This is a genomic window from Curvivirga aplysinae (assembly GCF_009711445.1).
GTDB lineage: Bacteria > Pseudomonadota > Alphaproteobacteria > UBA8366 > Aestuariispiraceae > Curvivirga > Curvivirga aplysinae.
The window spans coordinates 1-24,878 of record NZ_SMMC01000167.1 but is presented as its reverse complement, the minus strand read 5'-3'; the positions used below and the strand labels follow the sequence as shown (position 1 = coordinate 24,878).

At 40.3% G+C, this 24,878-nt stretch carries 26 protein-coding genes and 1 tRNA gene; 16 read left to right on the top strand and 11 right to left on the bottom strand.

The genetic code is table 11. The annotated features are described in order from the left end of the window. Positions 1-96: 96 nt before the first annotated feature. On the top strand, positions 97-504 hold the full coding sequence (locus tag E1160_RS07745) for a MucR family transcriptional regulator (protein WP_155154567.1): 408 nt from the start codon (positions 97-99) through the stop codon (positions 502-504). Positions 505-511: 7 nt separating this feature from the next. On the opposite strand, the gene E1160_RS07740 is transcribed toward E1160_RS07745, so the two are convergent. Next, positions 512-763: a DUF6898 family protein gene (locus E1160_RS07740; protein WP_218048777.1), complete on the bottom strand. Its 252-nt coding sequence runs from the start codon at positions 761-763 to the stop codon at positions 512-514. 183 nt (positions 764-946) lie between these two features. On the opposite strand from E1160_RS07740, the gene E1160_RS07735 reads away from it, so the two are divergent. Further along, entirely contained in the window at positions 947-1,570 is a 624-nt protein-coding gene (locus tag E1160_RS07735) for an MlaC/ttg2D family ABC transporter substrate-binding protein (RefSeq protein ID WP_155154566.1), read from the top strand. An 87-nt stretch (positions 1,571-1,657) separates the two neighbouring features. Here the strand turns inward: E1160_RS07735 and E1160_RS07730 are convergent, their stop codons facing one another. The 4 genes from E1160_RS07730 to E1160_RS07715 form a co-directional block, all read right to left on the bottom strand. Then, positions 1,658-2,128: a MarR family winged helix-turn-helix transcriptional regulator gene (locus E1160_RS07730; protein ID WP_235914078.1), complete on the bottom strand. Its 471-nt coding sequence runs from the start codon at positions 2,126-2,128 to the stop codon at positions 1,658-1,660. Positions 2,129-2,259: 131 nt separating this feature from the next. Next, positions 2,260-3,141: a 3-hydroxyisobutyrate dehydrogenase gene (gene mmsB / locus E1160_RS07725; protein WP_155154565.1), complete on the bottom strand. Its 882-nt coding sequence runs from the start codon at positions 3,139-3,141 to the stop codon at positions 2,260-2,262. A 28-nt stretch (positions 3,142-3,169) separates the two neighbouring features. Next, a complete protein-coding gene (locus tag E1160_RS07720) occupies positions 3,170-4,231 on the bottom strand; it encodes an enoyl-CoA hydratase/isomerase family protein (RefSeq protein WP_155154564.1) in 1,062 nt (353 codons plus the stop codon). A gap of 109 nt (positions 4,232-4,340) precedes the next feature. Further along, on the bottom strand, positions 4,341-5,480 hold the full coding sequence (locus tag E1160_RS07715; protein ID WP_328597136.1) for an acyl-CoA dehydrogenase family protein: 1,140 nt from the start codon (positions 5,478-5,480) through the stop codon (positions 4,341-4,343). 213 nt (positions 5,481-5,693) lie between these two features. Here E1160_RS07715 and E1160_RS07710 point away from each other — a divergent pair, with 213 nt between their 5' ends. The 3 genes from E1160_RS07710 to hemB all read left to right on the top strand — a co-directional run bounded on the left by E1160_RS07710 (position 5,694) and on the right by hemB (position 8,921). Next, a complete protein-coding gene (locus E1160_RS07710; RefSeq protein ID WP_155154563.1) occupies positions 5,694-6,350 on the top strand; it encodes a glutathione S-transferase family protein in 657 nt (218 codons plus the stop codon). Between the two features lie 109 nt (positions 6,351-6,459). After that, positions 6,460-7,758, top strand: coding sequence for an O-acetylhomoserine aminocarboxypropyltransferase/cysteine synthase family protein (locus tag E1160_RS07705; protein ID WP_155154562.1), 1,299 nt, complete (start codon positions 6,460-6,462; stop codon positions 7,756-7,758). 167 nt (positions 7,759-7,925) lie between these two features. Continuing rightward, positions 7,926-8,921, top strand: a complete 996-nt coding sequence (hemB, locus tag E1160_RS07700) for a porphobilinogen synthase (RefSeq protein WP_235914077.1) — start codon at positions 7,926-7,928, stop codon at positions 8,919-8,921. A gap of 5 nt (positions 8,922-8,926) precedes the next feature. On the opposite strand, the gene E1160_RS07695 is transcribed toward hemB, so the two are convergent. Both E1160_RS07695 and E1160_RS07690 read right to left on the bottom strand, forming a co-directional pair. Continuing rightward, the gene (locus E1160_RS07695) at positions 8,927-9,418 is read right to left on the bottom strand and encodes a hypothetical protein (RefSeq protein ID WP_155154560.1); all 492 of its coding nucleotides are present in this window, start codon (positions 9,416-9,418) and stop codon (positions 8,927-8,929) included. A gap of 80 nt (positions 9,419-9,498) precedes the next feature. After that, positions 9,499-10,701, bottom strand: coding sequence for a type III PLP-dependent enzyme (locus tag E1160_RS07690; protein WP_235914076.1), 1,203 nt, complete (start codon positions 10,699-10,701; stop codon positions 9,499-9,501). Between the two features lie 464 nt (positions 10,702-11,165). Here E1160_RS07690 and E1160_RS07685 point away from each other — a divergent pair, with 464 nt between their 5' ends. Further along, a complete protein-coding gene (locus tag E1160_RS07685) occupies positions 11,166-12,542 on the top strand; it encodes an L-serine ammonia-lyase (RefSeq protein ID WP_155154559.1) in 1,377 nt (458 codons plus the stop codon). 25 nt (positions 12,543-12,567) lie between these two features. Here the strand turns inward: E1160_RS07685 and E1160_RS07680 are convergent, their stop codons facing one another. Beyond that, positions 12,568-13,074, bottom strand: coding sequence for a flavin reductase family protein (locus E1160_RS07680; RefSeq protein WP_155154558.1), 507 nt, complete (start codon positions 13,072-13,074; stop codon positions 12,568-12,570). Positions 13,075-13,185: 111 nt separating this feature from the next. Here E1160_RS07680 and E1160_RS07675 point away from each other — a divergent pair, with 111 nt between their 5' ends. The 10 genes from E1160_RS07675 to E1160_RS07630 all read left to right on the top strand — a co-directional run bounded on the left by E1160_RS07675 (position 13,186) and on the right by E1160_RS07630 (position 23,697). Continuing rightward, positions 13,186-13,983 (top strand): class I SAM-dependent methyltransferase, encoded by a 798-nt coding sequence (locus E1160_RS07675; RefSeq protein ID WP_155154557.1) that lies wholly within the window; start codon positions 13,186-13,188, stop codon positions 13,981-13,983. 179 nt (positions 13,984-14,162) lie between these two features. Continuing rightward, positions 14,163-15,026: a flagellar motor stator protein MotA gene (gene motA, locus E1160_RS07670; protein ID WP_155154556.1), complete on the top strand. Its 864-nt coding sequence runs from the start codon at positions 14,163-14,165 to the stop codon at positions 15,024-15,026. A gap of 55 nt (positions 15,027-15,081) precedes the next feature. Further along, entirely contained in the window at positions 15,082-16,017 is a 936-nt protein-coding gene (locus tag E1160_RS07665) for a flagellar motor protein MotB (RefSeq protein WP_155154555.1), read from the top strand. A gap of 19 nt (positions 16,018-16,036) precedes the next feature. After that, positions 16,037-16,972, top strand: a complete 936-nt coding sequence (locus tag E1160_RS07660; protein ID WP_155154554.1) for a flagellar motor protein MotB — start codon at positions 16,037-16,039, stop codon at positions 16,970-16,972. Between the two features lie 93 nt (positions 16,973-17,065). Next, complete coding sequence (locus tag E1160_RS07655; protein WP_155154553.1) at positions 17,066-17,557, top strand: RDD family protein; 492 nt, start codon at positions 17,066-17,068, stop codon at positions 17,555-17,557. 68 nt (positions 17,558-17,625) lie between these two features. Further along, positions 17,626-18,342: an arginyltransferase gene (locus E1160_RS07650; RefSeq protein ID WP_155154552.1), complete on the top strand. Its 717-nt coding sequence runs from the start codon at positions 17,626-17,628 to the stop codon at positions 18,340-18,342. A gap of 226 nt (positions 18,343-18,568) precedes the next feature. After that, entirely contained in the window at positions 18,569-19,669 is a 1,101-nt protein-coding gene (locus tag E1160_RS07645) for a TRAP transporter substrate-binding protein (protein ID WP_155154551.1), read from the top strand. 331 nt (positions 19,670-20,000) lie between these two features. After that, a complete protein-coding gene (locus E1160_RS07640; RefSeq protein WP_328597135.1) occupies positions 20,001-20,543 on the top strand; it encodes a TRAP transporter small permease subunit in 543 nt (180 codons plus the stop codon). 2 nt (positions 20,544-20,545) lie between these two features. Further along, a complete protein-coding gene (locus tag E1160_RS07635; RefSeq protein ID WP_235914075.1) occupies positions 20,546-22,342 on the top strand; it encodes a TRAP transporter large permease in 1,797 nt (598 codons plus the stop codon). An 89-nt stretch (positions 22,343-22,431) separates the two neighbouring features. Continuing rightward, positions 22,432-23,697 carry a tetratricopeptide repeat protein gene (locus E1160_RS07630; RefSeq protein WP_155154549.1) on the top strand — a complete coding sequence of 422 codons (1,266 nt, stop codon included), beginning with the start codon at positions 22,432-22,434 and terminating at the stop codon, positions 23,695-23,697. Positions 23,698-23,729: 32 nt separating this feature from the next. Here E1160_RS07630 and E1160_RS07625 read toward each other — a convergent pair. The 3 genes from E1160_RS07625 to E1160_RS07615 form a co-directional block, all read right to left on the bottom strand. Further along, positions 23,730-23,806 (bottom strand) — tRNA-Arg (locus E1160_RS07625). A 140-nt stretch (positions 23,807-23,946) separates the two neighbouring features. Further along, the gene (locus tag E1160_RS07620) at positions 23,947-24,252 is read right to left on the bottom strand and encodes an ETC complex I subunit (RefSeq protein ID WP_155154548.1); all 306 of its coding nucleotides are present in this window, start codon (positions 24,250-24,252) and stop codon (positions 23,947-23,949) included. Between the two features lie 121 nt (positions 24,253-24,373). Then, positions 24,374-24,878 (bottom strand): MarR family winged helix-turn-helix transcriptional regulator (locus E1160_RS07615; protein WP_218048776.1); only part of this gene is annotated, 505 nt, incomplete at its 5' end.

Below are 24,878 nucleotides of genomic sequence, written 5' to 3'. Positions count from 1 at the left end.
TATATTGAATTTTTTTGAGTCAGTGCGAATCGGTATTTGTGACCAATCGCTCCTTATCAACGAGATTCAGTTATTAAGGGGATGTTTCAAGGTAGCATGATGACAAAAAAAGCAAGCCAACAGGACTTACTTCGCTTCACAACAACAGTTGTGAGTGCCTATTTAGGTAATAATAAGGCGAAATCGTCTGATATTTCCAAAGTGATTAAAACTGTTCATAGCTGCTTTGCGAAGTTAAATGGCATTGAGCACCGTACAGGGGCACGTAAATCTGTTGCGGCTATCCCTGTTAAAAGCTCTATTACCCCTGATTATTTGGTATGCTTGGAAGACGGTAAAAAATTAAAAATGCTAAAACGTCATCTTCGCACAACTTATGGCATGAGCCCGGAGCAATATCGCGCTAAATGGGGATTATCTCCTGATTATCCAATGGTTGCTCCAAATTATGCGGCCAAACGATCTGAATTTGCCAAGAAAATTGGACTAGGGAAAAACTCGTAGCGTTTATTTACATATCCCATCCAGATGGAGGACCTTTTTTCTGTTGGGATCCCTTTTCATTAATCACTTTTTCCAAACGCCAGATTAGTTTTTTAACAGCGAGATTCTCTAGCTCCGATTGGCTGGCTGTTGTTGGGCCGACAATAGATACCTCGATAAAGCTCACAGGATCAATTGCGCTAACTTTTACAGAATTACCATGTTGCTCTAGTTCAATTAACGCACCACGCGGTAACAATTTATGCTTAGGTATCGACATTTGATATATTCAGCCCTTAATACTTAATTTACCTTTATAATATAGCCTATCTAAATAAGTAAAAATATATGGTTAAAGTAAAGAGACTTTTTTCAAACCACAGCAATATTTCATCCTAATCTTTTCATTTCCGATTTATTCATTATATATGGGACCGGGAACTTAATACTTCAGGAGGCTGTATTGAAGCTTTTAACAAAAATTACGATGTTTTTTATGATCGGCTTGATGCCGATTAATCTTGCTCATGCAGCAGAGAAAACTGATCTCGATAACGCAAAGATATATGTTACAACTATCTCTAAGCAAACCATAACTCTGCTTCAAGATGAAAGTATCGCAGCTTCCGATAAGATGAATAAAATGTATGCTGTTCTTGAAGATACAATGGCATATGATGTGATTGGTCGAATCGTATTGGGAAAACCATATCGCGGCCTTACCGATGATCAGAAAAGCGAATATGATGTCTTGTTCAAAGAATATCTTTTAACAAAATATTCAAGCTTAGTTGGAAGCTATAACGGTCAAGATGTGGAAATCACCAAATCTGTGCGTGCAGGAAAAGCAGATGCAATGGTTTTCACAAAAATCGGTGTTCCTGGACAAGAAGGCATTGTGGTTGGTTGGCGCATTCGCACAATCAAAGGTGAAATGAAGCTACTTGATGTAAAGATTGCTGATCTAAGTATGGTACAGACGGAACGCGATCAATTCCAGAACGTCTATCAAAACCATAAAATAGATGGAATTTTAAAAGCTTTGCGTAGTCTAACGGAAAAAATGCAAGCGAAGCGTCAAAGTTAGAGTTTAACAGAATTATCAAAATACAAATAAGAAAGGCATCTGATTTTCAGATGCCTTTTTTATATAGCCCGATACTTCTTATTCTACTTAATAAGAATATGTGTGTAGTAAGAAACGTTCCAAACGATTTAAAACAGCACCTGTATATTGTAACTGTTCAGAGTTAATACCAATATCGGTAAGCTTGTTGCCTTGTGCTTCTAATATTTCATTCACACGATCACGTACTTCTTTGCCTTTATCGGAAAGACTAACACGAATAGAACGACGGTCATGTGCCGAACGCTCCTGAATTAGATATCCGTTTTCAACCATTTTACGCACGTTATAAGAAACATTTGATCCAAGATAATATCCGCGATGAGTTAACTCACCAACGGTCAATTCATCAGTGCCAATATTATATAAAATAAGCGCCTGAATGTTATTAATATCACGAATGCCCATACGATCGATCTCTCCCTTGATTACCTCAAGGAATTGGCGATGCAATCTTTCAATCAAACGGATCGCATTCATATATTCGTCTTTAATTTGTTCTGGAGAATTGTCGGCCATTTCGCAGCTCTTTTGTCCCTAAGTTACTTATTCCCTTGCCTTTACTATATCATAGTATCAGCATGTTCCAAGTTCTTTCAAACTTAAGGACAAAAAAAGCAGCAAAAATCAGTTCGTTTTTATCTAAAAATTTATATTTCTCGTAACATTTTGATAATACCAGAGAAATCGACACCAGCCCCACCTGATTCAGAAAATTCTTCGTAAAGTCGCTCCGCATGTTCACCCAAAGGTGTTACTGCGCCTGTACTTTCAGCTGCAGCTTGTGCTAATCGTAAATCCTTTAGCATGAGTGCAGAAGCAAAACCCGGCTTATAATCATTATTTGCCGGCGATGTCGGAACCATTTCTGGGACGGGACAGTAAGTTGTGAGACTCCAGCATTGACCAGAGGCGGTAGATGAAACATCAAAGAGCTTCTGATGAGATAAGCCTAACTTTTCCCCTAAAGCAAAAGCTTCCGCAACAGAGATCATTTGAATACCTAACATCATATTGTTACAGATTTTTGCAGCCTGACCATTTCCTGCCCCTCCACAATGGACCAGCGTTTCCCCCATAATCTGCAAAAACGGTTCTGCAGCTGCATAAGCATCATCTTCACCGCCAATCATAAATGTTAATGTACCTGCGGCAGCACCGCCAACACCACCTGAAACAGGCGCATCAACCATTGGGAATCCAGCTTCTGTCGCAAGTGATTGAACTTCACGCGCCGAGTCAACATCAATAGTAGAACAATCAATTAGCAATGTGCCAGATTTTGCATGCGGGAAAACATCTTTTCCATATACGGCTTTCACATGTTGCCCCGCTGGTAACATAGAAATTACGACTTCCGTATCTGCCATAACTTCCGCAGCACTATGTGCAACCTTAGCACCTTCGGTTTTTAATTTCTCAAGATTTTCTGCAACCAAATCTACTGCAGTCACTTCATGTCCCGCTTTGATCAAGTTGATCGCCATTGGGCCACCCATGTTACCCACACCAATAAACGTAACTTTAGCCATCACAGCCTCCTAGCATAATGCTGTCTTATTAATGAGAAAATTCTAAATCTCTTGCACCAATTGGTTCAAATGCAGAATCAACCATTTCATCTGTCACTTTTTCCAAAGTTGAAGGCACCCATTTCGGGGCATGGTCTTTATCAACCAATACGGAACGCACACCTTCGTAAAACTCTGTGCCGGCAACACAAGCCTGACTCAATCGGAATTCCATAATCATACAATCTTCAAAAGTAAGTTTTTTACCTTCTCGTAATTGCTTCAAACTCATTTTCATACTCAAGGGGGATTTCTTACGCATAAATTTCAAAGCCATTTGCGCAAACTCACCGCCCTCTTCTTCCAAAGCTGACCATATTTCTTCAACAGTCTCTTTTGCAAAACATGTATCAATTACTGAAAAATCGTTTTTGATCGGTGCCTCTCCAGCATCTGTCTCAAATTTCGCAATAATTTCATTCACTAACGTTTCAGGATATGGATGAGACCAATCAGCAGAAGTAAATGCCTCCAACAATGCATCCATTTTTTCTGAAAGCACATAATCAGTGGCCATATTGACCGCAATACAGTCAGCCGCTTTTAAACGCGCACCTGTGAGTGCCAGATACATACCACTTTCGCCCGGGCATTTATTCAAGAACCAACTACCCCCAACATCCGGGAATAAGCCAATCGCAGTTTCCGGCATCGCAAATAAGGTAGTGTCCGTCACAATACGATGACTACCATGTACCGAAAGACCAACCCCGCCTCCCATTGTCACGCCATCAAGCAGAGCAACATATGGTTTCGGAAAGCGATGAATACGTCGGTTCAAAATATATTCTTCACGGAAGAAAGCATCGGTAAGATCGTCGCCGTTGTGTCCAGCTTCCCACACAGCACGTACGTCACCGCCGGCGCAAAAAGCTTTCTCCCCTGCACCTTGAATTAAAACCATATGAATAGAATCTTTTGTTTCCCATTCTTTTAACTGTGGGTCCATTGCACGGATCATTCCCAGAGTTAACGCATTCAAGGCTTTAGGCCGGTTAAGTGTAATAATGCCTACACCACCTTTTTCCTCAAATAGAATTTCAGCTTCCATGTGGTTTCTCTTTCTTGATTTTATTAATTCGGATCAAATTTGTGACACGATAACGGCCCTATGACATTCGATCAATTGATTTAAATTAAGACTTTGTCATTAAATAAAATTATTCCTGAAGCATGGCACGCGCTATAATCACACGCATAATCTCATTGGTGCCTTCTAAAATCTGATGTACCCGTAAATCTCTTAAGTAACGTTCCAATGGAAAGTCACGCAAATATCCATAACCACCATGCAATTGAAGTGCTTCATTCACCACATTGAACCCGACATCTGTGGCAAACCGTTTTGCCATTGCACAATGTTTCGTTGCTTCTGGAATTTTATTATCAAGACTTGTTGCGCCGCGATGTAACATCAAGCGCGCTGCATCTAACTCTGTTGCCATATCGGCAAGGCGGAACTGCAGCGCCTGAAATGCTGCCAACGGTTTTCCAAATTGTTTTCGTTCATTCATATATTGAATTGTGGCTGTAATCGAAGCACGTGCAGCACCAATAGAACATGCCGCTATATTCAAACGTCCACCATCAAGCCCTGCCATCGCAATTTTGAAGCCATCCCCTTCGTTACCAACGCGATTGGAAACAGGAATACGACAATTATCAAATTGGACCTGAGCCGTTGGTTGACTATTCCAACCCATCTTACGTTCTTGTGCACCAAAGCTTAAACCTTCAGTTCCATTTTCAACAATAACGCAAGAAATGCCTTTAGGGCCCTCATCGCCAGTTCGAACCATCACAACATATACATCACTACGCCCAGCACCTGAGATAAAGGCCTTTGACCCATTCAAAACATATTCATCCCCATCGAGTTCAGCTGTGCTACGTAAAGCAGCAGCATCAGAACCAGATCCGGGTTCCGTCAAACAATAAGACGCTATTTTGTTCATAGATAACATATCAGGGAGATACTTGGATTTTAATGTGTCAGACGCAAACTGGCTCACCATCCAGCTTGCCATATTGTGAATAGATAAAAATGCAGCCGTTGAAGGACATGCGGCAGCCAGTTCTTCAAAAATCACTACAGAATCCAAACGCCCTAAACCTGACCCACCATAGTCAGGATCGCTGTAAATTCCACCCAATCCTAAATCAGCGGCTGCACGAAGGGTATCAACGGGAAATATTTTCTTTTCATCCCATTCCTCTACATAGGGCATCATCTCATTTTCGGCAAAAGAACGCGCCATATCTTGAATCGCAATTTGTTCTTCAGACAACTGAAAATCCACTGTATTTCTCCAAAACTTTACAGTTAATTTTTAGCAGAATGCTTATTCACACGTCAGGACCATACGGTAGCGTATGTTAAATGTCAACAAACTCAGATCACAGTAACCATACGGCTCCGTATGTTATGGATTTTGTGATTACAACATCAAATACTTCTAGCGCTTTTTAATTATCCATTTTATGGTCATGCGGATATAAAAAGGGACAAGAAAATGTATAAACTATATGGCGCAAAAAATGTTGCTAGTTTCACCCCTCATATTTGCCTTATCAAAACAGAAGCAGATTTTGAATTCATACAGGTAGATATGTATAATAAGGAACATTTAGGTGAAGAATATCTGTCGCTTAATCCTAATGGCCGCATCCCTGTCCTTATCGATAACACTGTTAAAGATGAGCCACTAGTCTTGTATGAAACAGCGGCGATTAGTTTGCATATCGCCGATCATCATCCGCAAGCCAATTTATTACCGCCACTGCGTAGTGATGCGAGATCACATGCCTATAAATGGTTAATGTATTTCACAAATACCATTCAAACATATCTGCTCGTTTATTATTATGCAGATCGCTATACATCAGATAGTAAATCCATTCCTGCAAATCAGGCGGCCATGGAGAAACATATTTCTACTGCATTTAATATTGTTGCTGAAGAACTCAAAGATAAGCGTAGTTTTCTACTTGGGGATACTCCGTATCTTATCGACTATTTCTTGCTTATGTTATCTGATTGGGCACATGAATTTAAAATTCAAAATGGGCCTTTAAGTCACGGAGCCCTAAAAAACTATTTAGAGCGTGTAAAAGTTCTCCCAGAAGTCCAAGCCGCTTTAAAAGAGGAAGGCTTTTCACCAAGTTTCTAACATTATACATGTTCTTTTTAATGAACAAAAATTCGGCTTGACGAACAAACCGTTCTGACCTACATCTAATCACAGAGTAAAATTTCACCGCTTTTAGGGAGCTAGAATAATGACAGTTGAAAGCAATAATCCAGAGACAATCGCCCTTCATGCTGGCTATCGCTCTGATCCAGCGACAAATTCTGTCGCTGTGCCAATTTATCAAACTACAGCATATGAATTTGATAGCGCAGAACATGCACGTAAACTTTTCGGTTTGGAGGAATTGGGCAATATCTATACGCGCATCATGAATCCAACAACAGATGTTCTTGAAAAACGCCTAGCTGCGCTCGAAGGTGGCGTGGCAGCACTAGCACTTTCTTCCGGACAGACAGCTTCTGCATATGCAATTCAAAACCTTGCGAAAGCCGGCGATAACATTGTTTCTTCTGCACATCTTTATGGTGGAACATGGAATCTTTTCGCGAATGTTTTAAAAGATCAAGGCATTGAAGTACGTTTCGTCGATCCATCTGATCCGGAAAATTTCCGCAATGCGATTGATGATAAAACACGCGTTTTCTATGCGGAATCTTTACCAAACCCAAAACTAGACGTTTTCCCAATTGCTGAAGTCGCTGCTATTGGCCGTGAATATGGTATACCATTAATCATGGATAATACCGCAGCCCCTCTCCTTTGCCGCCCGCTTGAACATGGTGCTGCCGTGGTTCTTTATTCTACCACTAAATATATTGGCGGCCATGGTACAAGCATGGGTGGCGTTTTGATTGATGGCGGTAATTTCGACTGGGAAGCACATGCAGATCGTCAACCTGCACTCAACACCCCTGATCCAAGCTATCATGGTGCTATTTGGTCACAAGCTGTTAAACCACTTGGCCCGATCGCATATATTCTTAAAGCACGCGTAACATTGCTTCGTGATCTTGGCGGCGCCACAAGTCCATTCAATGCCTTCCAGACAATTCAAGGTCTTGAAACCTTGCCTCTTCGTATGCGCGCGCATTGTGAAAATGCAAATGCAGTTGCGAAATTCTTGAATGAACATGCTGCTGTTGAATCAGTCATTCATCCATCTCTTGCAGAAGGTGATGCAAAGTCACGCGCAGATAAATATTTAACGGGTGGCAATGGTGCGTTGCTTGGCTTCCATATTAAAGGTGGCCGTGAAGCAGGTGCGAAATTTATTGATGCATTAAATATGTTCTATCATGTAGCCAATATTGGTGATGCACGTAGTTTAGCTATTCATCCAGCAACAACTACTCATTCCCAGCTTACCCCAGAAGAACAAGAAAAATCTGGTGTAACAGATAGTTATGTGCGCCTTTCTATCGGTATTGAACATATTGATGATATTGTTGCTGATCTTGAACAGGCAATTGCGGCCTCTCAAGCGTAAGTAAGTCATTTTAAAAGTTGAACTTTTAATTTGTTAAGGTCGTTACCACAAAGGTAGCGACCTTTTCTTATTTTTGACCTAAATCCAGATTGCCAAGCGAATTAAAGGACAATATGGTAGCAAAACTTTAATAAAATTGAAAAATGGGATCGAGAAAGAGGATCGCAATGAATAAGCTGGACTTGCCAATTCGCATGCGTCGAAACCGCAGCAATCATAACATCCGTCGTTTGGTTGCAGAAAATGTTTTGACGTCGGCTGATTTTATTTGGCCACTATTTGTATTGGAAGGCGATAATATAGTTCAACCGATCGATTCTATGCCCGGCGTAAACCGTTACAGTCTTGATCGCATTGTTGAAGTTGTAGGCGAAGCTGTTGCATTGGGAATCCCTGCGATTGCCCTTTTCCCCTATACAACCCCCGACAAACGCACATCAGACGGCTTTGAAGCACTTAATCCGGAAAACTTAATGAATAGAGCAACCCGATTAATTCGTGCCGCTTATCCCGATCTCATCATTATGTGTGACGTGGCCTTGGACCCATATACAGATCATGGTCATGATGGCTTGCTTCGTGACGGTGTTATTCTAAACGATGAAACAATTGATGTTCTTGTAAAGCAAGCTCTCACTCAAGCAGAAGCGGGTTGTGATACAGTAGCACCCTCAGACATGATGGATGGTCGTATTGGTGCCATTCGAAAAGGCTTAGACTCTGCTGGCTATGAAGATGTGCGTATTATGGCCTATTCTGCAAAATATGCATCTGCCTTCTACGGCCCCTTCCGTGACGCGGTTGGATCAACATCAGCTTTAAAAGGTGATAAACGCACCTATCAAATGGATTTTTCAAATGGTAAGGAAGCCCTGCGTGAAGCTGCATTAGATATTGAAGAAGGTGCAGATATGATCATGGTTAAACCCGGCATGCCCTATCTAGATATTGTCAAAGAACTCAAAGACAGTTTCCAAATGCCTACATTCGCCTATCAGGTTTCTGGTGAATATTCTATGATGATGGCAGCCGCACACAATGGTTGGCTCGACAAAAACAAGGTCATGATGGAATCATTAATGTCTTTCAAACGTGCAGGATGTGATGGCATACTAACTTATTTCGCCTTAGAAGCCACAAAATTTTTAAAAGAAAATAGTTAATCTATCTATGATTTAGGTGGTTTAACCATTAGTTCCAAATACTCATAAGCTTGTTGAGCTTGCGATAAATATTTTTCAATGGACGTGGTATCCCCTGCGTCCATTTCTTTTAACATCGCATGAATTTCGCCTTCTGCCTTTTCAAGGTAGCCTGTAAACCAATCATTTGGCACATCTTCAATATCAACAATACTACCAGCTTTCTGATCCAAGATATCTAATGTTGTTTCAAGATCAGGTTGATTAAACCCCAAAGGTAAGGCGATTTTATCGCCTTTTCGGCCTTCAGCCTCAGAGAAAGAAAGTTGCTTAATAGCTTCAGCGACAATCACAGCTTGATCACGTGTTGCTCTATTACTTTGAGCTCCAGACAATATCGAAACCAAATTTCCTGTCTCCATCAAAGCTTCTTGATAAATGCTCTGACGATCAGCTGCATAGGATGATCCGACAATGCTGAACACCAAAACTAGAGCAGAAATAATTGATTTATACATATTGAAGCCTCAAACAAAAAAGATGTGAGTCTCTATATGAGCCTCACATCTTCCAAGATCAAGTAAAATAGAAGCCGTTACTATTCAGCTGCTTCCACTTCTACTTTTTTTGCCACAGTTTTATTCAATGGCTCTTCCGGGCGTAACATCGGCGCATCCACCGTCACATAGGTCTCCGCAAAGAAACCGTTAAACTTTGTTGTCATGGAGTTGGAATAAGCCCCCATCATACCAATTTCAATCCAATCACCTTCATCAACATCATCAGGTAATTCAACTTCATACGGAAAGACATCAGTGCAATCACATGTTGGACCATAGATTTTAAACATATCGGTTTTATTTGATACTTTTTGATTAGGGCGAATCAATTTCATTGGAAACTTAATCTTCGCAACTAGTGCTTCAGAAAAATTATGATAAACACCGTCATTAATATAAAGCTGGTTACCTTTGCGAAGGTGAACTTGCACAACAATAGAGGCCCCACTTGCCACCAAAGAACGACCTGGTTCACACATTAAAACTGTATCACCACGTAAAGGAAGTTTTTGAACTTCTTGCTTGATGGTCTCAAAATAACGTTCCAACGGTTCAGGATTATCATCAACATAATGAGCTGGGAATCCCCCCCCAACATCTAAGTAATGAATATTAACATCCGCTTTTTCGATAACTTCGCGAACGACTTTTAAAGCTTCCACAAACGCTTGTTTATCACGACATTGGGAACCCACATGAAAAGCTAACCCTGTTTGACACCCTTCAGCAGATGCTTTTCTAAGCAATTCAACAGCCTCATCAGGTGTTGCGCCAAACTTATCCGCTAAGGCAAAAGCTGCATCAAATTGTGGTGTTGCAAGACGCACAATCACAACCTGACCATCACCGCCGCCAGTAACTTCAATGATCTTTTTTAATTCCGCTTCATGATCAATCACATAATGATCGACACGATAAACATCATGTGCAGATAGGATTGCAGAACGTGATTTTACCGGATGCATGAAATAGCAATCTGCATCAGAGAAATTATCACGAATTGTTGCGATTTCGGCCAAAGAAGCGGTATCAAAATGACGAATACCCGCTTCGTAAAATGCATTTAAAACTGTTAAATGTGGGTTACATTTCACCGCATATAGAACACGCCCAGGGAAGTTATTTAAAAATAACTCAGCGTTCTTTTTCAATTCTGCAGGACGCCAACAATAAACCGGATATCCCGGTTTCATTGCAGCTACCATGGTTTCAACATCTTCAAAGTGGCTGTTATTGCTCATAACGACCCTCTCCTATTGTCATAAAGAGGCTCAACATATGTTTTCCCCTTTATCAAATTAAATACTATCTCTCTAAAAAAGACTAAAAACCTGGATTATGTTTATTCTCTGTTCAGAAAATGATTTTCTTGGTTTTAGTCCGGCACATAGCTTGCAAAAAAAAGCCCGGTGGAGCCGCGTCCCGTCATGTCTATACAATGCCAGTTTAAAAATTGGCGTCAAGACCTATCATTGAAAGGCAATATTCTTATAAGGATTAGCATCATTCACTAAAATTCATAAATAATCTCGATGCCATAAGATCATTTTAAAACTCTTCCAAATATATGCCTTAATGGCGCATTAGCAAAAAACTATGTCCTTTCCCGAAGGGTTCTTATGGATGTGAAACTATAGTTTCATTAATCGAGTGATCAGATTAACGAACAAAAAATAAACATTAAAAGTTAGAATAGTGAGGAAACATGCCATTCAGCGTATTTGAATTGTTTAAGATCGGTATTGGACCTTCCAGCTCGCATACTGTTGGGCCCATGGTTGCATCTCGCCGTTTCTTGGATGATCTACATGAATCCGGTGAATTCGATAACACAAAACGTGTTGTTGTAGAATTATATGGTTCCCTTGCATTAACAGGTAAAGGTCACTGTACAGATACAGCTACTATACTTGGGTTAACAGGCGAAACGCCTGATAAAATTGATGTGGATCGTTCTCACAAAACTTTGGAAATAATCCGCGAATCACGTGGCTTAAATCTAGATGGTAAAAAGATGATCAACTTCACCGAAAGTGAAGACATGGTTTTCCGCTATAACGATCTTCTTCCATGTCATACGAATGGCATGCGCTTCATTGCCTATAATGCTGCTGGCGACGACATTCAGGAAGGGATTTATTATTCTATTGGCGGTGGTTTCGTTGCAACTGTAGATGAGTTGAACGAAGGTAATCCAATGGATCACACCGAATTCCCCTACCCATTCCAAGACGCACGTCAGATGCTCGATATGGGTAAAGAGCATGATTTAACCATTTCAGAAATGGTCTATCGCAACGAAGTTTCTAAATCCAATGAAGCGGAAGTTGAGGCAGGTTTGAATCGTCTACGTGAAGTAATGCGCAAATGTATTGATCGCGGCTTGCGCCAAGAAGGCATTTTGCCAGGTGGACTAGATGTAAAACGCCGTGCAAAAAACATTCACCAACAACTTAAAAACAGCCGTGGTACAAATATGTACTCCCCGCACGAAGCGATGGACTGGGTAAGTCTTTGGGCAATTGCGGTTAACGAAGAAAACGCGGCTGGCGGTAATGTAGTAACAGCACCTACAAATGGTGCAGCTGGTATTTTACCTGCTGTTTTGCGCTACTACGAAGATATCGTTCCTTCGTCTGATATGGAAGGCGTACATACTTTCATCCTGACAGCAACAGCTATTGGTTCATTAATTAAACTAAACGCTTCAATTTCAGGTGCTGAAGTTGGATGCCAAGGCGAAGTTGGTAGTGCAAGTGCTATGGCTGCTGCAGGTTTATGTGCTGCATTAGGCGGCACCAACGAACAGATTGAAAACGCAGCAGAAATTGCTATGGAGCACCATCTTGGTATGACCTGTGATCCAGTTGCAGGACTTGTTCAGGTCCCATGTATTGAGCGTAATGCAATGGGTGCGGTCAAAGCAATCAATGCTGCCTCACTGGCTCTCAAAGGGGATGGTGAACATTTTGTATTCTTGGATACAGCTATTGAAACAATGCGCCAAACCGGCCTTGATATGCATACTAAGTATAAAGAAACAAGCCAAGGTGGATTGGCTGTAAATGTGGTGGCTTGTTAATCAAGCCACCCTTAATTCTTTAAAATTATTTATCGGACATTTTCCCATAGGATCCGGAGAAATATAATAACGGACGGCCAGATGAGTCGTCCGTTAATTCTTTCATCGCCATATTAGTTACCTCACCAACAATAATATGATGATCGCCACCGTCATGGATTGCATACATTTTGCATTCAATTGTGGCTAAAGTATCCTTTAAAATCGGTATACCATATTCATTACAACTATATCCTGCCTTCTCAAACTTATCGATGCCTTGGCTTGCAAAATTATTGGAAACATCTATTTGATCTTCCGATAAAATATTGAAAGCAAAATGACTATCCAGTGAAAACGCATCAAAGCTCAAAGCTTTCTTATCAAGACAAAATAAAACAAGTGCAGGATCTAGTGAAACAGATGAAAAAGAATTTGCAGTTACACCAACAGGACTGCCATCCGCTAATTTACCTGTCACAACGGTAACACCAGTTGCAAAACGACCACAACAATTACGAAATTCCATCGGATCAATTGGATTATCAGACATTTATTTCTTTTCTTTCTTCTTACGGACATTAAAATCAGCAAATGTAATTATGCATTAATTAACGTAATTTCCGTTGTTTAGCGAGACAAAAAGACAGGATTTCCAAACTTTATGAAGACAAATTCAAAAGAGCAGTCTGCACTCATAAGAAAAGGAATAATTCCCGGCCCGACAGCCTTAACGGGCATTGTCGTGGCAATATGCGCTTTTGGTATCGTATGGTCATCCACTTTAATTATTTCAATTGATTTGGCTGTATGGATAAAGACAGCGATATTTGCTGTCTCTGCAATGATTCTTTGCATCCCCTTTCAGCTTCCCCGTTGGTGGATCGCAATTTTTGCCATCTTGCCCACAGCCTATCTAATTATGGAAGGTCAATCCTTTCCAATATGGATTTATCCAACTCTTGCTGGTGGATTATTACTTTTAAACTGGAACAGTTTTAGAGATCGCGTTCCATTATATCTTAGCAATAAAAAAACAGTAGAAACACTTTCTCAATTTATTGACGAAAAAATTGAAATTGAAAAATTCTATGACTTAGGATGCGGTATAGGTAGCGCTTTAATTCCACTAGCAAAACGCCATCCGAATAAGGATTTTATTGGTATTGAAACAGCTCCTCTAACTTGGTTTATCTTATGGATTGCATGTAAGCTATCTGGTTGTAAGAATGTGCAAATCCATAGGAAATCCATCTGGGATATTTCCATAAAAGATGCGGATCTTGTCTATGCTTTCCTTTCCCCACACCCAATGGATAAGTTACTTCTAAAATGTAAAAAGGAACTTCCCAAAGGGGCCGTATTAATAAGTAATAGCTTTGACAGTGAGAAATTCCCTGCAAAGGAAATGATCCCTGTACAAGATCGACGCCAAACAAAATTACTTATTTGGGAGTTCTAACATTGAACTCTCTAAAATTTGATTAAAACGCATAATTCACTCAAAATATTAGAATATTTTCAAAACAAGCATAGACGCGCCTGTCGATTCATGGCTAAATGCGACATTAATGACTTTTTCTATCTGCATGAAATTGATATGTTAATGCAGTTTTAAACATAAGTGATGGGGTCCACCATATGTTTGTTCTTATCGGAATGATTGCCGTAGTAGCTTGTGTGATCGGTTCATATGTTGCTATGGGCGGTAAGCTAGCCGTATTGAACCAACCGTTTGAGGTTGTAATTATTTTTGGCTCGGGTATTTCCGCTTTTATTATTTCAAATCCGATGAAGATTGTTAAAGCTGGTTTTGGCCGTTTAGGGAAAACTTTCAAAGGCCCTAAATATAAAGCTGCCGATTATTTGGAATTGCTTCTATGCCAATATCAAGTTTTCAAACTTATGAAGCAGAAAGGTGCCCTCGCACTTGAACCACATGTAGAAAACCCCCACGATAGTGCATTATTTAAAGAATTTCCAACCTTGTCACATGATCACCATGCGTTAGAGTTTTTCTGTGACTATCTTCGTTTGATGACACTTGGCACTGATAATCCTCATGAGTTGGAAACTTTAATGGATCTAGAGTTAGAAGTGCATCACCACGAAGATCATTCCGTTGGTCATGCGCTAACAAACCTTGCTGAAAGTTTCCCTGCCCTAGGTATCGTTGCTGCGGTTTTAGGTGTGATTAAGACAATGGGGTCAATTTCTGAACCACCCGAAGTACTTGGTGGTTTGATCGCGGGTGCGCTTGTAGGTACTTTCTTAGGTATTCTTCTTTGTTATGGTTGGTTCGCACCTTTGGCGAGTAACGCAAAACAAATGATGGAAGAAGAAGCCACATATATGAATTGCCTGAAAATGGGTATGTTGGCTCATCTTCAAGGATATGCACCTCAGGTTTCTGTTGAATTCGCTCGTAAAGCTCTTGCATCACATATGCGTCCGAGTTTTGCCGAAGTGGAAGAAGCAACCGGTACTTTGCCACCAGTGGCATAAGATAGTCTCTTATTGATTAGGTTTGATGATCTGAATGGTAAGTAGGAGTAAATAGATGGCGGATGCTTTTGAAGGTGATGACGGTCTCGCCCCGCTTATACTTACCAAAAAGAAAAAAATCCCCGCTGAGGGACATGGTGGCGCTTGGAAAATTGCTTACGCTGACTTTGTAACAGCGATGATGGCCTTTTTTCTTTTACTTTGGCTTTTAAACGCAACCACAGAAAATCAAATGAATGGCTTATCAGAATATTTTGCACCGGCAAACATAGCAGAAAATGCTGCTGCTGTTGGTGAAGCCATGGCTGGTATGGCAGTTGCAGTCGAAGGTGCAATGAGATCAGCAAGCTCTCGACCAAAAATTAATGTAGCTTTACCTTCATATGGTAAAGAAGCAGAAGGCGACTTTGAGGGCGATGAACGAGAAGACGAAGATTTGTCAGAAACAGAACAAGCTGCTGCAGTTCAGGAAGAACAACGCAATGAACGCCTTAATGAGGCGATGGAACAGTTACGCCAATCTGTTATGGAACAAGAACTTCTAAGAGAAATCCAAACAAGTATGATGTTTGAGATCACCAATGAAGGTTTGCGCGTTCAAATTCTGGATCAGGAAGATCGACCTTTATTTGAAGAAAATACGGACGAGTTAACACGTTATTCTCGTCAGCTACTCGCTGTTGTCGGAAGTATAATGTCTTCTCTTCCAAATGAAGTTGAAATTACTGTTCATACAGAACGAAACGGCTTTATTCGCGATGACGAATATACAAACTGGGAATTATCTACCGATCGCGCCTTCGTGATACGCGAATGGCTTGTAAATGCAGGACTTCCTGATTCAAAAATTGTGACGGTACGTGGCAAAGGCGCATCTGATTTGTTGGACCCTCGCTATCCCGGTTCAATACGTAATAGACGTTTGGCAATCTTGCTTACTTTCCCGGATTATGATTCCGCGATTAGCACGCAAGTTCCAACTCTGGAATAGATTGAGAAAGAGTTAGGAAATGGCAGACGAAGAACAACCCGTCATATTCAAAGTAAAAAAGATCGCAGAAGATGGTGCCCATGGTGGTGCCTGGAAAATCGCTTATGCGGATTTCGTAACCGCAATGATGGCATTTTTCTTATTACTTTGGCTCCTAAATGCGACAGAAGAAGAAGTCTTGAAAGGCGTATCGTCTTATTTTACCCCGACTACTAAGAAGACTGCTGACCCAAGTGGTGCTGGCGGTATGTTTGGCGGTATAACATCTGCCGAACCGGGCCCTGAGGAAGAAAAACTCCATACAGCAGCAGATATTTCTGCACCACGAGATCAAGGCCTTCAGGATTCAGAAACCGAAGGTTCTGGTACGGCAGATGAAGAGTCAACGGGTTCAAAAGGACGTCTCGATCCAATTATGGAGGAACAGAATTTCTATGGCACCAAAGAGCTTATGGAAGCTGCTCTAGACAACCTACCTCCAGAATTAAAAGAATTAAAACAATCAATTAAGATTGATGTGACTGATGAAGGTTTGCGAGTTCAAATGCTTGATCAGGAGAAACTGCCACTCTTTGAGCATAAATCTGCGAAACTTACCGAGCATGGAGTTATGTTGTTACGCTTCATTGCACAATATGGTGAACGCCTACCAAATCCTGTCTCTGTAACAGGTCATACAGACGGTGCAGAAGAAAAAGAAGATCAATGGAAACTTTCTGTTGATCGTGCAGGATCAGCACGCCGACAACTGCAAAAATCTGGAATCACGCCTCGCCGTTTTCAAGCCGTCGTAGGTAAAGCTTCTTACGAACCTCTTGATGCGAATAACCCGGGCGCGCCAGCAAATAGACGTGTTGTTATTGTTTATATACGTCAAGCAACGGATAAGATGACTGGCGAACCAGAAACTGGTTCACCTTCCCTATTCAATCCGGATGAAGCTCCTCAGTTGTAGTTCATTCTTGTCTTATTTTGCACAATTGCCTTGTAGAATATAGATGAATACTTACCTATACTTTATGGTATTTTTCAATCTGGGAAAAAATAGATGAGCAATCCAAATATTAAACCACCAATCCAACTCAGTATGAATCCTGCACGTGAAACAATAACGGATTTTGGCGATGGGCAATCAATTATTGGCAAACGGATAATTGCTTATATTATCGATGCGGTTATTTTGGGGATAATTGGTATAGCTTTATTTTTCATTAATTTAGCATCATTTGGATTACTATCACCGCTGATTGCTGTTGTCGTTTTATTACTTCCCCTCTTCTATCATTCCTTCCTAATCTCCTCGCCAAACCAATCTACTTTTGGACAACGTGCGATGGGCTTAATTCAAATTGAAGCATCGACAGGGCAACGGTTAAGCTGGCTACAAGCTGTTATTCAGGTAATTCTCTTCTATATGACTTTGTCTATGACCGGTGGTATTCTGTTAGCATGGTGTTTATTTGATAATAAAGGCAGATGCCTGCACGATATTTTAAGTAACAGTCGTGTTATTCCGGGTGATTTTCTAGACAAATCATAAAATTTAAGGTGAAATAGATATCTCTGGCTTACGCAACCAGAATTTGTGATCATAACTGGTAGTTAAGAATGTCAATTCAACGCCCTGCACCGATACAAATATTTCATCGGTCTAACAAAATGAAATGCCCCTATATTGACGGCGAAGTTGAACAACAACTTTTTACTGAAGTAAGCGGTGAATGGGCACAATATCAGTTTAACAGAATGAGCCAAGCAGGATTCCGCCGCTCTCATAATATCATCTATCGCCCGACATGCCCCAGTTGTAATGCCTGTAAGTCCGTGCGTATCAACGTAAATAACTTTGATTGGAAAAAAGGATGGAAACGTATTCTGCGTAAAAATTCTGACCTCACATCCGAAATCAAAGGTATTAATGTTACAGATGAACAATATGCTTTGTTTAAAAAATATGTCACATCACGTCATCACGATGGTGAAATGGCTGATATGTCGCGCTACGACTTTGAAAATATGATAAAACTCAGTCCTGTTGATACCAGAATCATAGAATATCGTGATAAAGACAATATTCTAAAAGCAGCATGCTTAACAGATATCTTACCAGATGGATGGTCAGCTGTTTATAGCTTCTTTGATTCTGATTTACGTGAAAGAAGTTTTGGTAGCTTTATAATTTTAGATATGATTCAAAAAATGGAAAATGAATATCTTCCATATGTATATTTAGGGTACTGGATTAAAGACAGTGCAAAAATGGCTTATAAAGAACGTTTTACCCCTTTAGAATATTATGACAAAGGGCATTGGAACAAATTGTAACATTCTAATTGCCGCCCCCCAAAGGCATCTTCATACAATTTCTTAAAAATTTCATTCATTTCCGTCATCCAATTATTGCGTAAAAAGTAATTACGCTATAACTTTATCAAGAGTTTTGAATAACAAGAGAAAATTATGTTATTCAAAAATAATAAGGATGGATTGGCTAAACAGGGATTTACAGTTCATCGGATAATTTTTTAACCTAAATTGGGAGACGGTAATAATGAAACGTCGTGATTTCCTGAAAGGTGCTTCTATTGCTGCGGGTGCTGCCGCGGCTGCAAGTACACTTTCTGCACCAGCAATTGCTTCTGGTAAACGCGAATTAAAAATGGTTACAACTTGGCCAAAAGGCTTTCCAGGCCTTGGCACTGGTGCTCAGCGCTTTGCCGACAAAGTAACCAAAGCTTCTGACGGTCAATTGACTGTTAAACTATACGCTGCTGGTGAATTGGTCCCTGCGCTTGAGTCTTTTGATGCTGTATCTCAAGGTTCTGCAGACATGTATCATGGCGCAGAATATTATTGGCAAGGTAAGCATAAAGCATTTAACTTCTTCACAGCGGTACCAATGGGTTTGACCGCCAATGAAATGGACGCATGGGTCCAACATGGCGGTGGCCAAGAATTATGGGACGAATTGTCTGCAGAGTTCAATGTCAAAGGTCTTATGTGTGGTAATACAGGCGTTCAAATGGGCGGTTGGTTCAACAAAGAAATCAACTCTCTAGAAGATTACAAAGGCTTGAAAATCCGTATGCCGGGTCTTGGTGGTGAGGTGCTTCGTCGTATTGGCGCATCCGCTATTACATTACCTGGTGGTGAGATTTTCCCATCCCTACAATCTGGTGCTATTGATGCGACTGAATGGGTAGGTCCATGGAACGACTTGGCATTTGGTTTCTATAAAGTAACCAAATACTACTACTGGCCAGGTTTCCATGAGCCAGGTTCAACTTTGGCTGCTGGTGTAAACAAAGGCGTTTGGGATAGCCTAACACCTTCTCAACAAACATTGATCCAAGAATGTGCACGTTCTGAAAACAATGAAATGTATGCAGAATATAACGCACGTAATGCTGCTGCGTTGGATACATTGTTGAACAAACATGGTGTTCAATTACGCCAGTTCTCTAACGATGTATTGAATGCAATTGGTGGTGCATCTGGTGAAGTTGTTGGTGAAGTGGGCGATGTTGATCCACTAGGAGCAAAAATCTACAACAGCTTCATTAACTTCCGTAAGAATGTAATTCCTTATGCGAAAATTTCTGAACGTGCTTACGCTGATGCACGTAACTTGCCATTCAAATATAGCAAGTAATCAGAATCAGTTACTGAAAAGTAATAGGAATAGCCTCGGAACTTTGGTTCTGAGGCTATTTTTTTGCCAAAACTCGACATATTCGCAGCAAAATTTCAGCTATATTTAAATAATAGCTTTCGCAAGCTAACAGAAAGAAAATTTCAGTTATTCCTTCATTCTTGCACCTAATACTTATTCCAAAACATCACTAAATTTGTGAATTTTCAGTATTTTGGATCATTTTTGGCTGGTATCTGCGGGTTTGACGACTATAATGCGGCTCAATATTGTAAAAATTTGGGGGTCTGCCCTAATTTATAAAGTTTAGAACATCAAGTGGGAGGTGTCTGTGCAAGTTTTAGCTTGTCTGGCCCGCTTCATTGATCGCATCAATCAGCAATTTGGTATGTCTATATGCTGGCTGGCGTTGTTCATGGTTGTGGTTCAGTTTTTGGTCGTAGTTTTGCGTTACGTATTTGGCTACGGTTCCATTTTTATGCAAGAATCCATCATTTATATGCATGGTTTATTATTTATGTTAGGTGCAGGTTATACGCTGCTTCATGGTGGTCATGTGCGGGTAGATATTTTCTATCGCGGCGCTTCACCTCGTAAAAAAGCAATGGTCGATATTTTCGGCTTCTTTACATTATTATTACCAGTATGTGTAGGCATGCTTTATTACGTTTGGCCTTATGTGGCCTCTTCTTGGCAAATATTTGAAAAATCAAAAGAAACAAGCGGCATTCCAGCTGTCTTTATTTTGAAATCTGCCATGGTTGTAATGCTGGTATTGTTGATATTACAAGGCATTTCAATGGCTATTCATTCTCTTCGTGTGCTGACTGGCGATGAAGAAGCAACTCAAGACGAAGAACACGAAGGCATTTAATGATGGTAGAATATCTTGATCTCGGGATGTTTGCAGCAGCCTGCATCTTTTTGATGCTCGGTTTTCCTGTTGCATTCACATTATCCGGCGTTGCACTTATGTTTGCACTGCTTGGATTTGCGTTAGGCGTATTTGACCTTGCCTTTATTGCCAATATTCCAAGCCGTATTTTTGGCGGCGCTGTCTGGAATGAAGTGCTAATTGCAGTTCCTTTATTCGTGTTTATGGGCGTTATGCTTGAACGGTCTAAAGTAGCTGAAGAATTGCTTGAAACCATGGGACGCCTTTTCGGCTCTTTGCGTGGTGGACTAGGTATTTCCGTTTCAATCGTTGGCATGTTACTCGCGGCTTCTACAGGGATTGTAGGGGCGACCGTGGTAACAATGGGACTTATGTCCTTACCAACCATGCTACGTCGTGGTTATGATAAATCATTGGCCTGTGGCTCAATTTGTGCAGCAGGTACTTTAGGACAAATTATCCCACCTTCCATCGTATTGGTATTATTGGGTGACCAAATTTCAAACGCATATGTTGATGCACAACGTGCTGTTGGTAACTGGTCTCCGGAACCTTTATCTGTTGGGGATTTGTTTGCTGGTGCATTGCTTCCAGGCTTGATGCTTGTGGGTATGTATATTCTTTACCAATTGATTTATGCGGTTATTAAACCTGAATCCTCCCCCCCTATTCCAGCAGAAGAATTTGGGGAAGATGCTGCTCTACTTCCAAAAGTAATGCATGCACTCATTCCTCCAGTTGTTCTTATCGTTGCAGTGTTAGGCTCCATTTTAGCTGGTATTGCCACACCAACTGAAGCCGCAGCAGTTGGTGCTATGGGTGCAACTTTACTTGCAGGTATCCGTGTTGAAGAATTAAAGATGCCAAGAATTCTTGAGTTGAATACACCTGATGGACAAGCACGTTTATCACGTTTATTAGGTGCTGCGATTGGTGGCTTCCTGACCTTCATGTTGATCGGTTCTATGTTAGATATGCCTTGGATCCTTGCTACGATCGGTATGATTGTAACAACAGCAGCAACACATCTACATATCCTACGTGGTATCTTAAAAGCTATCGATAAAGGTTCAAATACCGCAATCTACTTATCAGCGGCTTCTTTGGTTGTTATGCTTTTCCTATCAGCGTTTTTTGATATGCGTATTTTGCGTAATGAAATTCCAACTGGTGACATGGCAGCAATTGTTGCAGCCTTTATCTGTGGCCTATTCCTTGTTTGGGGGTTGTTGGTTTCTTTATGGCGTGTATGGGGTGCTGGTATTCTTCGCTTAGTCAACCGTGGCACCATGGAAATATCCTCTATGGTATTCATCATTTTGATCGGCGCGGCAATGTTCAGTCTTGTATTCCGCGGCTTTGGTGGTGATGAGGCTGTACAAGAATTTCTAACCGCTATTCCTGGCGGTGAATGGGGTATGATCATTATGGTCATGCTGGTCATGTTTGTATTAGGTTTCTTCTTGGATTTTATCGAAATCACATTCGTGGTTGTGCCAATCGTTGCGCCTATCTTGTTGCAAAACGATTGGGTAAGCCCAGTTTGGCTTGGCATTATGATGGCGATGAATCTACAAACATCATTCCTAACGCCTCCTTTTGGATTTGCTTTATTCTATTTACGGGGTGTTGCACCAAAAGAAGTGAAAACAACAGATATTTACAAAGGTGTGTTACCTTTTGTCGTTATTCAAATTGTAGCTTTGGTTATTCTTGCCCTAAACCCAGGCTTGGCTAACTGGCTACCGGAAGTGATCTTTGGTTCTAAATTTGTATAAACATTTTAAACCAATGAAATTTAAAAAGCTGTATTCGAAAGAATACAGCTTTTTCTTTATAGGCAACATGAATCAGATATTCTTAACATATGATTGATACTGATTTGAATGTGAAACAACTTTGGCAAATTTTATTGTCTGGTAATCCTAACGAAGCTTTACAAAAGTTTCAGGAAAACATGCTGTTATCCCCTGCTGATCCACAGAATTGGAGTGGTATGATGGCTTGTGCTTGTGCAACTGGAAATATTCCTGCAGCATTGCGAATCTTGGATCAACGACATACTCATTTTTCAGATGGTCCTATTGTAACTTTAGCGTCAATGATGGGGTTTGCGTCCACCCGACAAGAGAGAATACTCGAATTTTTGGTTCAAAACTGGCCAAAAGAGCGCGCAGATTATGTACTTATTCTCTATCACTATGGACATTTGTTATTAGAACTAGATCAGTTAAAAAATGCGAATAAGATCTTTCTTGAGTGCAAAAAACTATTTTTGGAAAATAAGGATGAACTTAAAATTCAAGAAAATGCGGATTTATTTTCTACTTATAGACAATGCGTGAATCTGATTTCGTTTGAAGATGTCAACAAGCTGACAACAAAATCCACAACATATCTTTCTAAATTTGTTGGTGAAATAGATTGGCAGGATCCCCCCGAAACATCACCTCTGCCTATAGGTTTGGTTGCAGCAGACAAACATTATACAAAAACATTTGGTCGTGATTTCTTTCAATCGTTGAATCAATTTTGGCCAACAGATAATATTTTCCATCTCCATATTATCGATCCTGATGCTGAAACCCCTTCTCTTATTGATGAAATCAAAGCAGCATGCCCAAACATAGATTTAAAAATCAGTTTGAACACAAAACCATCTGAAATAAATATGGAGAAATCACCATATTATGCAAGTTTACGTTTCTTCATGTTGACGAGCCTTTTAAAGCGATATAAATCACCAATTATGACTTTTGATATCGATATGATTGCAAAAGTAGATTTAACACCAATCCCTAATGCAATAAAAGATTACGACTATATTCGCTTTAAGCGACCAAGTTTTGGCCCAGGTGGATATGAATATGCTGCCCTTACAGCTTTTCAGGGAAGTAACGGATATAAAATTGCAGATTTAACTGCTAAAATTATAGCAAAAAGGATTGAAGAATCATCCACAGATTTATGGTTTGTTGATCAAACAGCTCTCTATCAGGCATATTGCTATTTCCGCCAAAATGACTCTATTTTCAATGACGGTAGTTTTTATGACTATATTCCAGAACTTGATCATTTCTTTCATCATCTCGATGCCGAAGAAATTAAAATAAAGCTATCGCAAATATCATAAGCAAAAAGGCCTCTGAAATTCAGAGGCCTTTATGGCGATCCCGGGACGACTCGAACGCCCAACCTATTGATTAGAAGTCAATTGCTCTATCCAGTTGAGCTACGGGACCATCTTTTAATCGGATCGGAACTTATCATCCAGTTTCAGATATCTCAAGCCATTACCGACCATATAACGTAAAAATATTTCAACTCAAAGAAAAAGCCCAAATCGAACAATTAGGGCAGCTGCTAATTATGTTTAAACCAACTAATGTGTCCAGGGAAACAGGCGATCCGCTGCAAAATTATCCGCATAAGCCTTTGGTTTTATTTTTCTAATCTTCTCTTCAGAAATTGTATAAGCAAAGCCGCGTTTAGTCGCATATGCAACGGCTTCCTCTTTGGTTTCAAATTTCAATTGTACTTGTTTATTTGTATCGGCAGAGCCAACCCAGCCCATCAACTGATCAGCAGCGGCACGGTCTGTTGGTTCAAATTCTAACACCCACTTCTTGAGATTATTACGACCAGACTGCATAGCAGTTTTAGCAGGTTTAAAGATACGTACTTCCATAACAAAGCCTTATTTCTATTGAATGTTCTTACAAGTATAGTGCAAGACTAACATAACCCTGATGAGAATAGGAGTTAAACTTTTACTCCTATTTCGTCAAGGGTTAAGCATTTATAATCATTTAGAAACGACGATAACCATATTGAACTTGTTCAGACCATCCACGCTCAATTAGTTTCAACTTAGAGCATAAATCAGCCATTTCACCCTCAGTCATGGAATTGTCATTCGCTTCATCATCATGTTGTCCAACAGTAACTGCTTTTTCAACCAAAGGTAAAATTTCTTTACCCTGATCAGTGACTTTCACACGTACAGATCTTTTGTCATGTTCATCACGTTGCTGTTCTAAATATCCATAATCAACGAGTTTACGGATACTATAGTTTACATTTTGCCCTAAGTAATAACCACGTTCTATCAAATCTCGTACAAGCACCTCACCTTCACCAATATTGGTTAAAACTAAGGCTTGAACTGCATTAATATCACGAATGCCATTATTCTGTAATTCAAGTCGAACGAGATCCAAAAAGCGGCGGTGGAGACGTTCTACGAGTGTAATTAATTCATTTGTCACGGGCTGGGTCCCTTTCTTATTTGTATTTTCTTTTCCTTTAGCTACT

What these genes read in the sequence shown, in the direction of transcription:
- E1160_RS07745 (WP_155154567.1), top strand. Translation starts at nt 97, where the DNA reads ATGATGACAAAAAAAGCAAGCCAACAGGACTTACTTCGCTTCACAACA.
- E1160_RS07740 (WP_218048777.1), bottom strand. Translation starts at nt 763, where the DNA reads ATGTCGATACCTAAGCATAAATTGTTACCGCGTGGTGCGTTAATTGAA.
- E1160_RS07730 (WP_235914078.1), bottom strand. Translation starts at nt 2,128, where the DNA reads ATGGCCGACAATTCTCCAGAACAAATTAAAGACGAATATATGAATGCG.
- mmsB (WP_155154565.1), bottom strand. Translation starts at nt 3,141, where the DNA reads ATGGCTAAAGTTACGTTTATTGGTGTGGGTAACATGGGTGGCCCAATG.
- E1160_RS07720 (WP_155154564.1), bottom strand. Translation starts at nt 4,231, where the DNA reads ATGGAAGCTGAAATTCTATTTGAGGAAAAAGGTGGTGTAGGCATTATT.
- E1160_RS07710 (WP_155154563.1), top strand. Translation starts at nt 5,694, where the DNA reads ATGTATAAACTATATGGCGCAAAAAATGTTGCTAGTTTCACCCCTCAT.
- E1160_RS07705 (WP_155154562.1), top strand. Translation starts at nt 6,460, where the DNA reads ATGACAGTTGAAAGCAATAATCCAGAGACAATCGCCCTTCATGCTGGC.
- hemB (WP_235914077.1), top strand. Translation starts at nt 7,926, where the DNA reads ATGAATAAGCTGGACTTGCCAATTCGCATGCGTCGAAACCGCAGCAAT.
- E1160_RS07695 (WP_155154560.1), bottom strand. Translation starts at nt 9,418, where the DNA reads ATGTATAAATCAATTATTTCTGCTCTAGTTTTGGTGTTCAGCATTGTC.
- E1160_RS07690 (WP_235914076.1), bottom strand. Translation starts at nt 10,701, where the DNA reads ATGAGCAATAACAGCCACTTTGAAGATGTTGAAACCATGGTAGCTGCA.
- E1160_RS07685 (WP_155154559.1), top strand. Translation starts at nt 11,166, where the DNA reads ATGCCATTCAGCGTATTTGAATTGTTTAAGATCGGTATTGGACCTTCC.
- E1160_RS07680 (WP_155154558.1), bottom strand. Translation starts at nt 13,074, where the DNA reads ATGTCTGATAATCCAATTGATCCGATGGAATTTCGTAATTGTTGTGGT.
- E1160_RS07675 (WP_155154557.1), top strand. Translation starts at nt 13,186, where the DNA reads ATGAAGACAAATTCAAAAGAGCAGTCTGCACTCATAAGAAAAGGAATA.
- motA (WP_155154556.1), top strand. Translation starts at nt 14,163, where the DNA reads ATGTTTGTTCTTATCGGAATGATTGCCGTAGTAGCTTGTGTGATCGGT.
- E1160_RS07665 (WP_155154555.1), top strand. Translation starts at nt 15,082, where the DNA reads ATGGCGGATGCTTTTGAAGGTGATGACGGTCTCGCCCCGCTTATACTT.
- E1160_RS07660 (WP_155154554.1), top strand. Translation starts at nt 16,037, where the DNA reads ATGGCAGACGAAGAACAACCCGTCATATTCAAAGTAAAAAAGATCGCA.
- E1160_RS07655 (WP_155154553.1), top strand. Translation starts at nt 17,066, where the DNA reads ATGAGCAATCCAAATATTAAACCACCAATCCAACTCAGTATGAATCCT.
- E1160_RS07650 (WP_155154552.1), top strand. Translation starts at nt 17,626, where the DNA reads ATGTCAATTCAACGCCCTGCACCGATACAAATATTTCATCGGTCTAAC.
- E1160_RS07645 (WP_155154551.1), top strand. Translation starts at nt 18,569, where the DNA reads ATGAAACGTCGTGATTTCCTGAAAGGTGCTTCTATTGCTGCGGGTGCT.
- E1160_RS07635 (WP_235914075.1), top strand. Translation starts at nt 20,546, where the DNA reads ATGGTAGAATATCTTGATCTCGGGATGTTTGCAGCAGCCTGCATCTTT.
- E1160_RS07630 (WP_155154549.1), top strand. Translation starts at nt 22,432, where the DNA reads ATGATTGATACTGATTTGAATGTGAAACAACTTTGGCAAATTTTATTG.
- E1160_RS07620 (WP_155154548.1), bottom strand. Translation starts at nt 24,252, where the DNA reads ATGGAAGTACGTATCTTTAAACCTGCTAAAACTGCTATGCAGTCTGGT.